This is a genomic window from Halorubrum salsamenti (assembly GCF_007671685.1).
Classification (GTDB): domain Archaea; phylum Halobacteriota; class Halobacteria; order Halobacteriales; family Haloferacaceae; genus Halorubrum; species Halorubrum salsamenti.
Genome location: NZ_VCNL01000012.1, coordinates 15,424 through 27,429 on the forward strand (window position 1 = coordinate 15,424; position 12,006 = coordinate 27,429).

The 12,006-nt window shown below is 53.7% G+C and carries 5 protein-coding genes and 1 pseudogene; 4 read left to right on the forward strand and 2 right to left on the reverse strand.

Annotation, left to right across the window (positions count from 1 at the left end; genetic code table 11):
• Window positions 1-172: 172 nt before the first annotated feature.
• The 4 genes and pseudogenes from FGL94_RS17540 (at window position 173) to FGL94_RS19080 (ending at window position 3,910) form a co-directional block, all read left to right on the forward strand.
• A complete protein-coding gene (locus FGL94_RS17540) occupies window positions 173-1,414 on the forward strand; it encodes an RNA-guided endonuclease InsQ/TnpB family protein (RefSeq protein WP_144928000.1) in 1,242 nt (413 codons plus the stop codon).
• A 134-nt stretch (window positions 1,415-1,548) separates the two neighbouring features.
• Window positions 1,549-3,237 carry a DUF4143 domain-containing protein gene (locus FGL94_RS17545; RefSeq protein WP_144928003.1) on the forward strand — a complete coding sequence of 563 codons (1,689 nt, stop codon included), beginning with the start codon at window positions 1,549-1,551 and terminating at the stop codon, window positions 3,235-3,237.
• Between the two features lie 24 nt (window positions 3,238-3,261).
• Window positions 3,262-3,537, forward strand: a pseudogene (locus FGL94_RS17550) (AAA domain-containing protein); the annotation flags it as partial.
• 205 nt (window positions 3,538-3,742) lie between these two features.
• Complete coding sequence (locus tag FGL94_RS19080; RefSeq protein WP_449405035.1) at window positions 3,743-3,910, forward strand: DUF7837 family putative zinc-binding protein; 168 nt, start codon at window positions 3,743-3,745, stop codon at window positions 3,908-3,910.
• A gap of 55 nt (window positions 3,911-3,965) precedes the next feature.
• Here the strand turns inward: FGL94_RS19080 and FGL94_RS17555 are convergent, their stop codons facing one another.
• Both FGL94_RS17555 and FGL94_RS17560 read right to left on the reverse strand, forming a co-directional pair.
• Window positions 3,966-10,514, reverse strand: a complete 6,549-nt coding sequence (locus FGL94_RS17555) for a sacsin N-terminal ATP-binding-like domain-containing protein (RefSeq protein WP_144928009.1) — start codon at window positions 10,512-10,514, stop codon at window positions 3,966-3,968.
• A gap of 882 nt (window positions 10,515-11,396) precedes the next feature.
• A complete protein-coding gene (locus FGL94_RS17560) occupies window positions 11,397-11,858 on the reverse strand; it encodes a hypothetical protein (RefSeq protein WP_144928012.1) in 462 nt (153 codons plus the stop codon).
• Between the last annotated feature and the right edge of the window lie 148 nt (window positions 11,859-12,006).

A 12,006-nucleotide genomic window follows, 5' to 3' on the forward strand; every position in this document is an offset into this window, starting at 1 on the left:
CTCGCCGAAAGCGCGGTACATGCACGCGTAGCAACTAATCGCTCTGGCATCGACCTAAAATCCGTATTTATCGGCGGACAAGGCGAATACCCCGAGGCTTGACCTCGGGGATGAAGCCGACAACTCGTGATACAAACCACTAAATGAACACACCACTAATCAATAGACAGCGATGGAACACAGTCACCGCTACCACGCTTACCCGACACAAAAGGTAGCGGCTGGACTGGAACACCATCTGGATGTTCATCGCCAGCTCTACAACCACGTCCGCTGGGACTACGAACAAGCCCCGGAAGACAATAAGCCGAGTGAGTACGACCAGAACAACAAACTTCCCGACTGGAAGCGAAAGTGGCCCGTCTTCGGTAAACTACACTCGAAGGCCGCCCAAGCCACCGTCGCACGCTTCTATCGGAACCTCTCGAACCTTCGCAAGAAGAAGGAGAGGGGATACAACGTTGGTCGGCTCAAACGGCAAGCACCCACCGATTATCGAAGCGTCACGTACAACCAGTCTGGTTTCGACCTCGATGAAAAGGGGGGCAAAGACAGGTTCGCGTACGTCCGCTTCAGCAAAATCGGTTGGGTGAAGATTCGATACCACCGCCCGATTCCCGACCACGCCACGATCAAAGAGGTCACGTTCAAGAAGGAGACGACTGGCGAGTGGTTCGTCTCCTTCGGCCTCGAAACCGACGACGCCGATCTCCCCGAGAAACCCGACGTGGAATCGCTGGACGCGAGCAACAGCGTCGGCATCGACCTCGGAATACTCAACTACATCCACACTAGCGACGGCAAAACCGTGGATTGGCTCGACCTCGAAAACGACTACGAGCGACTCGGACGCGAACAGCGTAAGTTATCTCGGAAGGAGAAGGGGTCGAACAACTACGAGAAACAACGAGTCGAAGTTGCCAAACTCAAGCGTCGAATTCGCCGGAAGGTGCTGGACTACCAGCATAAGATAACGACATGGCTTGTCCGCGAGTACGACGCCGTATTCGTCGAAGACCTGAACGTGAAGGGGATGCTTGAACAGTCGCACAACACTCGAAACAAGCAGGATGCGGCGTGGCGACAGTTCATCACCCTGCTCGAATACAAAGCAGAATTGTACGGCAGTCACGTCGTGCAGGTCGAAGCCCGAGGCACGAGCAAAGAATGCGCGTCGTGCAGTGTGGAGACAGCGAAACCCATCTGGGTCAGGGAACACTCCTGTCCGTCGTGTGGATTTGAGACAGACAGGGACGCGAATGCGGCGATGAACGTCCTGCAGAGAGGCTTTGCTGAATTAGGGCTGGGATGGCCCGAAGACACGCCCGTGGAGACTGTGACCGCTACGGACACGACTCACTTCGAGTCCGTGTCTGCAAGTCATGTCGTGGAAACGGGAAGCCTCGGGGCTTGACCCCGAGGCGATTCACCGCTGGTGCTGCTCTACTCCGTTCACGAGCTATACTCATACGTGAATGACGCTCACTGACAACTAGCGACATTGGGATGGACGAATACTTATGGTCGGTCATAAAAAACAGAGACAGCATGACAGAGGAATCGCAGGCTGAGGATTTCATTGCCGACGCCGAGCGTCACAACGAGTGGTGGAGCGAAGGGATAGGTCAGGACTTACAAGACGCTACAGACCGCACGCCCCGCTCAGATTTCCACGAGGTTCTGAAATCGGTACACGAAGAAGACGAGGAAGGATCCAGCAACTTAGTTTATCCAATCTATGGATCAACTGGAATCGGCAAGACAACGCTGCTCTATCAGCTCGTAGCAGCGTTGATTGAGACCACAGATTTCCCTCTGAGAGACCCTGGATTCGACATCATCTCCTCTGTTTCTCCACGTCAGATACTCTACGTTCCCCTTGAGGATTCTCTTTACCACTTGGAGCGTCCTGAAGAGGGGATAGAGCGGCTGAAACAGGTTGTAGACTACTTCCATACACACATCGCTCCCCGACATGGACGAAAATACATTCTCCTTGACGACATCGATATTCTCAATCTCGACGAGGGTGAGAAAGAGACCCTCTTAGAGTTCGTGGATGAGGACACATATCTGTTCTTGACGGGTATCGTCAGGGAGCAAGTCAATCTTCGGGAGCTGTCGAAAGCCGGTAATATTGATCACGTCGAATGGCCTTGGGGGGTTCTCCCGATGAAATTTATCGACACCATCGGGTATCCAGAAGGCGAAGGCGGATTGAACGTCGACTTCAGCAACGAGTTCAGAGATCAACTCGAATCCTACCGGTCTGATCGACTTTCAGGCCCGAATCCAATCAAGGATGTTCGGAAGGGACTCAATCTAAAATCGTCCGATACAGACATCCAGTCTGCTATCGAATCTCTCAACTCACTGTATTTCGACCGGTTCGGCCCTTCCGAACGCGACGATCTCCATGATGCTGCACGTGATTACCTGAGAAAAGGTGGTACGTTACACCGGACTACTGACAGCTCTGTTAGGAACGAAATCATCCGTTCTCATTTCCTTCTCTACCTGTACAAGGGGCTAGCAAAATACGGTTCCATTCAGAACCCGGAGAATCTTCATCGCCTGAGTTCGATCGCTGCAAGTCAGGCTGGCGAGGAGCTCAAATACACAGAAATAAGCGAACGTATTGGGGTCGACCGACGAACGGTTGATAGCTATCTTGGCGTCCTCGATGATGGAATCGCGGTGACGGAGTCTCACGATTACTCTCTACGGCGCCATCGACGAACACGACTCTATCTCCGCAATCCTCGGCACGTTGTGCTACTCTCACAGCGCCAGGAACACTTCGGATTCGAGGAATACAGTCAACAGAACGTTCTCAATCACGAGTTTGAGTACAAATTAGCTCGAACAGTGGCGTTCGACCACGCAATGCGTCTGTCGTTCTCAGTAAAGGCATACGAGGTCGAGTACTGTCCGACCGATGCGGGGCTGGTTGATTATATCCTCCACAGAGATGGGATAGTACTGCCGTTCATTCTCTCTTATCACCCGCATACTGATTCGGCAGAGCAGATTGCATTAGAATTCGACCCCCGTGACGGGCAACATACTGAAGATGGTAGTGAGAACCTCCGCGAACTCGAATACGAAGCGCCGTATCGCTTCATCGTCACGGATAGTGTTCCGAAAAAAGTGCGTGAAAACGAGTCGCTCGTCGTGGAGCACAACGATGTGAGCATCTGCTACCTCCCGTATTGGTTATTCCTGCTTATCTGTTAACCGGTGGAATACGTGCGTAACAGGTCTTTCCAGGGCAGCGAAAAGACTGCAGTTGTCATCTCGCTTGTTCGGAGTAACGCCGAAGGTGATATTGGCTTTCTTGGGCGACCCAACGACGGACCACGCCGGCTCAATGTTGCTCTCACTCGGGCCAAGCGATACTGTGCCATCGTCGGTGATTTTCACACCCTTCGATACGACACCGATGGGAAGTGTACGGAACTCTACCGCGACTTCAGAAACCACTTCGAATCGACCGGTCGCCTGAACGATGTCGATCCGGCGTTCCTCGGGATGTAGTTGTATCGCCCCTCTATTTGAGTGGGGCCGGCCAGTGCCGTTAACACGTTCGAATGAATCTCTTGTGTGGCAGCTGGCTGTTGTTTGGAGAGATATTTTTTACAAATTTAGAACGTGGTCCACGAGGACATCTGACAAAGAGTTAGGAGACTACCGGTCATAATGATACGTAGAGCGTCGGAGATAGTATGCCTCACATGAACTCATGACAGCAAACAACGCCGTCTTAGGTGGTTGCCCGCAGTGTGGACATGATATTCGTGAGGCGTGGGTGATGATTGAATACGAAACTACTGAGGGCGACGCAGGTGCCTGGGCCGAGTGCCCCAACTGCGAAACAATCGTTGACCCGATACACAACAAACCAGAGTGACGGACGAATCTCTGTGGTTCAGCGCACGGGAAATGTACCTCACCTAAGAGCTGATTTAAGTCTGGAAAGTGATGTAGAACGATCCTCCTCGAAGTTTCTCGAGAACGGTAGCTGAATCGCTTTCGATACCCACGAAGTCGGCGACGTTCTCGATGTCAAATATCTGTAACTGATTGTGCTCATCTTTCTTTTCACGCCAGTCTGTAGGGAATCCGACTAGGCGGACGAGGTAGCTGTGTCCTGTGTCGCCATCTGTGATATCGGGACCACCGCCTGTCGGGCCAGAACGAAGTGCCATCCGCAACTCATTACCTGTTAATTTGATCCGGCCATTGTGGATACGCCCGCTGTCGACGGCCTTAACCTCGACACGCCGCATCCATGTGGACTGCCAACTCGCTAGCTCCATGTCTACCGGCATCATGGCGAACGGGTCGATGAGGTCGAATCCCGGCCCACGCTCTGCGGAGGTGTCGAACAGTGCGTGGAATGCAGCCTTCGTCTCAGGCGTGGCCTCAAGTTTGCTGGCGCCGAGAAGTGATTCCAGGTCCTCACTACTGTGGGTTTCACCGGCGACAGAATCAGGCAGTGAGATAGCGATATCCTCGACACTGTTGAGACGCCAGTTTTCGTATGCCCGCCACTTTCGAACCACGTCGAATATCTGTTTTCGAACTGTCTGAGGGGCGTCGCGAAACCGTCTCCAAGCTCGATCCAGACAAATTAGCTCGCCCTCACGGCCACGAGCGTCAATCTCTGCGTTCACGTGAGAATAGCCATCTCCGGATGACTCACCGATATCCGGAGAACCGCCTTCGGTTACTGCGGCGGCTGCGTCGAACTCCGTCGTGATCTGTTCCATGCCGTTGTCGTTGCTTGTGATCCAGTCTGAAGTGAGGTCACTCCGGTTCGCACTGGCCCCCGTTGTCGACTCGCCATCTCTCTGTTCGTAGGTCGCGAGTACGCTAGCAACACGCTCTTCTGCGGCCTCGTAATCTGAGACTGCGTCGACTAGAGCGCTAAGGAAGTCGTCAATATCCGGCTCGTTGTAGACGATATCCGATTCTTGGAGCGCAACCCTCTCCGCCTCAACCCATTCTGTGACGGCGTCGACGAACTGCTCGGTCGCCGGAGGCTCCAGTGTCACGTACGGAATATCGCCGAGACGAAGGTTCCGAAGCGACGGATTGAGATCGCTGTCGCCTCGAACGATCGCAGCGACGCGACGGCGCGGCCCAGGTATCCGAGAGGATGTCGCTGTTTCGCGAACCGCGCGCTCGATACCTTCCTCACCTTCGTCCTCGTGGTCGGCCAGCGCATCCCAGAACTGTCGGAGGCGGTGGACTGCTGCGACATACGATTCGACCGATCGGGAGGGCTGTGATTGCGGCCACTCATCAAGGTCCACCCACTGGTGGCCGACATCGGCAAGGGTGTCGATATCGAGAACGCCATCGCGTGCAAGCTGATAGGTGATCCGCAGTCTTGTCTCGTGAGTATTAGTCGCTGCTGCGACGAGACACAGTGCTGCGGCATCTCCCTCAAGGCCACATTTAGTGGTCAGTTGTTCGATCCACGCTTGTAGGAGCGGGTTGCCGTCGGCAAATCCCTCATGCTCGGTCGCAGACCGTGCCGCCGTCAATGTCTCCCGCGGTTCGACGTCGAATTCGTCGGGCGCAGGGAGTGAAGCGTCCGACCAGTGTGTAGAGACAAGTCCGTTGAGTGTCTGGAAGACCTGCTCGAGACGGCGTGTTCGCAGTTCGGTCACCTCACGACGGATATTATTGAGCGCGTCGCTGTACTCGTCTTCGAGGGCAGATTCGTTCTTGAACAGGACGTTCTCGAAGGTGTCCCGTAAGTCGAACTGCTCGATCACCTGGACGAGTCCATCGGCGGCGAGATACGGTGGTATCGCCCCATCGTCTGTCTGGTACCGATCGACCGAATCCTGAAAGAGCGCGATGTGGGGTGACGTATCTCCCTTACCTGGCTTCCACTCCGCTGAGTTCCGCCGTCCATCGTCGTTTTCACTTCGCCCAACGATGCCGATCTGATTCTCGAATACCGCCGACAGATCGTCATGGACCGACTGAAGATCTGGTGCAGTTGCGTTCTCCAGATAGCCTGCCAGCAGGTACTCTTGCCGATCACGGAGTATCGACCGTAATTCGTCGAGCCGGGCACTGCCGGATTCCACATTCGCTCCGTGAATCGGTCGTGGCGACGGTGGTTTCGTCTCGGTCACGATGCCGAAGTCCACGACATCAGATTCGTCACCAAGCATGTACGCGAGTTCGGTCTCATCAGCCGGTCGCTCGACGAACCGCCGGCCGTCGTTCACTAGTCGCTCACGAGAGTATTTCGACAGTGGTTGTGTGAACACGACCGTCTCAGAATCTCCGTCCGGGGAGTAGTCACGTCCGATGTGAAGTCCCTTCGGTGTGCTGCCTTCGGTGACAGGGAGACATGTGCCGAGATGATGAATATCACGGCGGATCCAGCGTCGCTTTGGCTCCCGGTCGTCGAGTTCCCGAGAGAGTGCGTCGTCGGCAACGAGTCGACGAAGCAGTGCGTCGATCGGCACCGACAGCGCTTGGGTGGCCCAACTCGCTTTGACAGTAAACGTCTGGCCGGCAGTCCCGATGCTAACCTCATCATCGAACTGTGAGAGGAACCACTTGAGTCGTGTGGCCGCCATTGGAGGAGTCAACGCATCGAGTTGTTGGATACCCAAAGATCGGAGTGCTTCCGGAACATCGACGATGTCTGATTCTCCTGCATCCGAATTGGTTGCGTCTGCCAATCGATCCTCTAGCGCCTGAACATCGACACGAGGTAGATACTGGATTGCTCCTCGTAGATGGTCGTCGTCGTGAAGCAAGAGTTTTCGTGCCGACAACTGGTCGCCATCCGGGATGGTAAGCCTATCATCGCCTGGTTCTTCTTCGAACATCCCCTCGGCAGGCCACAATTGCTCGCGGGCGAGTTGCACAAGCCCGAGAGACGGAATTCTGCTATCGTCGCTGGCGGTGCTGAAGGAGTGCCACCTGCTACAGAGCCAGGCGACTTCGGCGACGCCGTTGGACAGCTCCGGCCACATGAGAAGGATAGCATCACGGTAGTCACGACCAGAGGCCGACTCGGACTCCGGAAGATCTGGGAAGTACCACCACATTGGGAGCAGTGCTGCGCCGGGGTAGTCCCCCACGAGTCTGTCGACGTCTGGATCCAGCCACTTGTTTCCACAACCAGTCGAATGAGAGGCACTGAACGCCGGATTGTTGTCAGACTGCCAGACTGTGTCCCGATATGCTTCGACGAGGTCCTTCGGCGGGCAGAAATCTGACTCTTCAGGAAGCTCACCACTCGCAAGGGTCTGTGCGTCAGAAACGGTGAGTGTACCCGCTTCGGAATCGCGGTCTCCCCGCGTCGGAAGTATCCACCTCCACTCGATTCGTGGCCCAACCTGTACGCCGAGGTGAATCAAGGCATCGAGACGCCGGATGCGGTGGAGCTCATCAGAATCACCATCATTACCGAAGACCGCGGTCCAGTACTCGTCGTCAGGGGGAGCGATTTCGTGGGTATCACTAGGTCTCGCTTCAGCAGCGAGTCGGATCGCCGCTGCCCATCGTCGGAAGGAAGCCGCTCGCGTATTCTCAGAGTTATCTCGATCGCTAAATCGATCGACTTCTGGCCCGGCAGCTTCGAGTGTATCTGCAGCCGCATTGAACTCAGCGGCCCACTCGGCTCCAAATGTTAGCTCTTCAGCTGGGCGTGTCTCGCTCCGTTTCCGATCTGGTGACCCAGTGGAAGTCGCTCTATTGGCTGTCGTGTCGGATCTGGAAACTGGGAGCTGTACCCGTTGGACGTAGCGCTGTTCCAAATAGTCGTCATAATTCGAAGGAAGCGAACTGGTCTCCCCGCCTTTCAGAGTTTCCTGTAGATCGTCGAACTGGTGATGGCGGTGGGGCTGCGGGTTGAGCCAGTCGGCAATCTGGTTTTGGGTCACCGTTCCGTACAGGTCGACGATGTATCCAATCACGTCGGGATCCGACGTTGCATCTCCCGAGTACCCACCCGCCTCGGCGGCTACCCGGCGGTAGAACTCTGCAGGACTATCGAGGTTCCGTGTTCCCCATTCTCTGTTAAAACTCTCTAGCGGCCCGGTCCAATCTGATCTGAACGGGACGACGAACACAGGCAGGTCGCTCGGCGGCGTCGGGAGATCAGAAATGATCGACCGCGCCGTATTCCCCCCGGTCCGTCGGAAGACGATGCGTTCGCTCCGTTTTTCCCCTCTACTCTCACCGCCATCATGTCTCGAACGTGCTCTGACAAGGTGAGTGATTGCTGGTGAATCATCGTCGTCACGGTCTCGATGCGCCTCGGCGGGCAATAGGGGAACGCGTGTGTCTCCCAGCTGTGTTGCCGCCCGCTTTGCATCTGTCCCGTTCTTGATGTCGAGTTCCTCACCATCTGAGACTGATTGGAGGACACTACAGATGGACTCGAAGTACTCTGTCGCGTGGCGGACTTCGTCGACTGGAACTGCCCAGTCAATTGTGCCCTCGGTATGGCTATCTACACCCCAGTACTCGCTGAGGATGTCAATACAGCCGCGACGCCCCTCATCGTCGTCGAACAACCGTTTGAGAACGTCTGTGAGTCCGATCCGAGCCGCACACTGTCGAAACGCCAAATCTGACTCATTTTCGGAACCGAAAACAGCAGTCTGCCACCACCTACCGGATTCGATGACGCTGCGTCCGGGGACTGGTGCCGCCGGTGCGTCACGTCGGAGTGGCTCGAAGGCATGGAGACGTTCCGGGTCACATAGCACCGTAGTCGGCCGTTGTGGTTCGCCAGCGTCGGTCGGGACGATTGGCTCTTCGCGGAGCCGCCCGAGCGTGTCTTTTACGGCGGTTGTAACGATTTCCGATGTACTGGTGTTATCTCTAGTGTCGAGTGGTGTAACCAGCCACGGCATCCACTGATGGAACGAATCCAGCTCAGCCGAATCTGTCGGTGACTTTGCCGTCGCGAGGTCAGCTGCTGCGGTTGCGACGAGCCCTGGTAGTTTGTCGAGTATCCGCTCGTTCTGTTCATCCGCCGTGAGCGATTGGCGGTCAAACCCGACTCGGAACGGCGCATGGACGGCAAAGGGGAACGGAGTCTCGACCTCTTCGATCGGGTAGTACAGATAGAGTGGTTTCGATCTGGGTCTCCAACCGTCCGTAGCTATCGGTTTTTCAAATAGGAGATGTACATCGTCGGAGCTCGGCTCCGCCTCCTCGTTGTCAGTGATGTCGTCGTACGTTCGGGTGTACTGCCAAAACGTCCGAACGTGTGACTCGGAATTGTCGTTCTGTGGGTTATCAACTGTATATGTAATTTCTCGCTGATTGACTGCAGGCGCGTTCGAGAGTGGATTGGAATTTCCTTGATCAACCGTGATCTGTCGATGGTCGTCCATCTGTAAAACTCCATCTTCGCTCCGTGATACTCGGACCAGGTCTAGTTGCTCGATGTGTCCGAGCAGGATCAGTGTCTCTGGAGAGATGTTTGTACATTCCTCCCAGAGCGTCTCCTGACGCTGCTGACTGAACGCCGCTGAATCGTTGTCCGTCGACGATCGGTGGTCTCGAAACGTCGACGCTACCTTGTCGTCGGCGTCTGTGAGCAGGTCGTCGACACGGTCGAGGAGCGTCCGCCATTCAGTATCGACGTAGTCGAGCTCGACAGCCGTAGTGTACGATCCGCCGTGGATATCCATCCACGAACGTAGATTTTCACTAAAAGGACCGTCCGTGGTGTGGGCTGCCTCGTTCGTCCCGACGAGTCCCGATCGCAGCGGAGAGGCGTCTTTTTGCGAGGCGTCGGGGAACGGGTATCGGAACAATGAGAGTCGTGGCAGGTCTGAGAGGAGCGTACTGGGACTCGGTGGCTCCTGCTCTTCGTTGAGCAACCGATGCTGTATGATGTCTTGAATGAGATACTCTGGTAACGCACTAGCATCGATATCTGTCGCGAGTGACTGGCAGGCATCGACGAGGTCGTCGTTAGTGGGCGGTTCGATACGCTTCCTGAACGAATCCTCCCCAAGCAGCCTTCCGTATGTCGTGAGCAGCATGCGGGCGGCTCTTGCCCGAGAGAAGTGTGCCGCGAATTGCTCCGAGTCAACCTGCGAGTAGATACTGAACTGCTCGCTCAGCTGAAGCACCGACTTAAGCCCGACACCTTTCTCACCGATAGATCCCCGATCTTGAGCCTTCGCAGATCGTCCAAGGGAGGTAACAGCCCGAAACACCTCTTCGTCATCCAGCCGGAAGGGACTCCCAGTGTTCGCGACCATCAGCGAATCAGGACCAACAATTACCGAAACACGTCCATCCCCGTCTCCCTCAATGATCGCATCCCGTGCGTTCTGGACGAGCTCCAAGACTGTACGATCATCATGAGCGGCGGAGACAACCTGGTTCCCGTAACCTAGGTCAGCCTCCTTGCTCCATGCTGTCTTATTGTTCAACCCGTCCAGTAGCTCTTCGTGTTCTTCACAACAGAAGTTGGTGAGACGATCGGAGACGGATGCGTATTCTGACATGTGAAGTGTTGAGTTGGTTAACTCTCTTGCTTCATGTGGTAAGTAGTAACGATCGGACTCTGAAGTCATTCCTCAGAAGTATTAGGAAACCTATGTATTTGTGGCAGTGTTCAACAGGATGACCGTACGATAAAATTAGAACACTTCGAAAAAACTGGGAGCTGGAAGAATACCTACTCAGTGAGCACCGCTAATCTCTGAGACCAAAGAAACTGACTCTGTTGAAATATTTTTTCTAGACATATTTTCGCTTAAACAGCTGGTCGCTGAAGACTGTATATTGAGCAGCAGTAACATATGTAATCGGCTTAAATCCGTTCTGTATGGTTGTCTGTCCAAACTGCGGGAAAGAGCGGGAGTACAACAGTGTAAATTGCTCAAACTGTCAGTATACCTATCGCTATGACGATGTTGTAGACTATGACCTCGAAAGTATCCACTTCACTGTTCTATTTGATTGTAAGAACTGTGGACGGAAGTTCAAATTGGGATTTGGAAAGGGTGATGAAGTAAACGTGAAAGGAATTGCCCGTCAGAATACAAAAATCAATCACCATACTGGAAATCCAATTAGCTTGCTTGTGGACGGTTGGAATTGTCGACCTCAATGTCCCACTTGTAAAAACGAGAATTCTCTATTTATTTCGGAGAAGCGTCCCATACGTGAACGGTAAGTGAGTCCACTGTATTGACTACAGCGGCTCTGTTGAAATCCTCAGAAAGTGATAGATCCTGCCCGGTTGTGGTCAGTACAAGCGACCTACGTACCGATATTGAACACGGATCTCTCCACAATATGTTAGTAACGGCGTGCGAGATACCAGAGAATGTATTCAATAGGTGTTCAACTATAACCAAATCAATACCCGGCTTCTGTCACTTTCACTTACTCCACCGTGAATCGTCATACTCCTTTTCAATCTCAAATTCATTTTGGCGATTTGAACTCCCCAGTTCTGTCTGTGGGCTATTAGAAATATTGTGTTCTGAATCGCTTGATTCGTCGGTAGATGGAATGTCTCTATCTGGCACCGTTTCATCAATATACAATTTATTCTCTTCGGAAAAGTTTGGATGGAAATTTTTGATTATAATAGAAATTACGCGACACTCTGGGAAACAGTTCCCTTGAGCTGAAGAGACTCCAATTTGAAATTTGTCCTTTATCCAGGCTTGATCAACCCCTTCAGCGTCGCGAATTTTGTCCAGAGTCTGTTTGGGAATATTTCGTTCTATACGTATAGAAAAGTCAGCTGCGTTGTGGTATATACTTGAATAATGGAGAGATAGATTAACAACCTCATTATCTCCATCCAAAAAAGACAGCTTGAGAGATTTATTCATGTTGTATTTATGATTACTAACTACAGATCGGTGATTGCGAACTTCTTCTTTAGTTTCGCTGGAAATTACACTCAGTCGATCACATCGGGTTTGAGTGAAAGTGTCTGCTTGGGAAGGGTGTGGAAGCTACCGAAGCAGACAGCGAGAT

Bases quoted from the DNA above. Each gene is read 5' to 3' on its own strand.
- FGL94_RS17540 (WP_144928000.1), top strand. From the start codon at position 173: ATGGAACACAGTCACCGCTACCACGCTTACCCGACACAAAAGGTAGCG.
- FGL94_RS17545 (WP_144928003.1), top strand. From the start codon at position 1,549: ATGACAGAGGAATCGCAGGCTGAGGATTTCATTGCCGACGCCGAGCGT.
- FGL94_RS19080 (WP_449405035.1), top strand. From the start codon at position 3,743: ATGACAGCAAACAACGCCGTCTTAGGTGGTTGCCCGCAGTGTGGACAT.
- FGL94_RS17555 (WP_144928009.1), bottom strand. From the start codon at position 10,514: ATGTCAGAATACGCATCCGTCTCCGATCGTCTCACCAACTTCTGTTGT.
- FGL94_RS17560 (WP_144928012.1), bottom strand. From the start codon at position 11,858: ATGAATAAATCTCTCAAGCTGTCTTTTTTGGATGGAGATAATGAGGTT.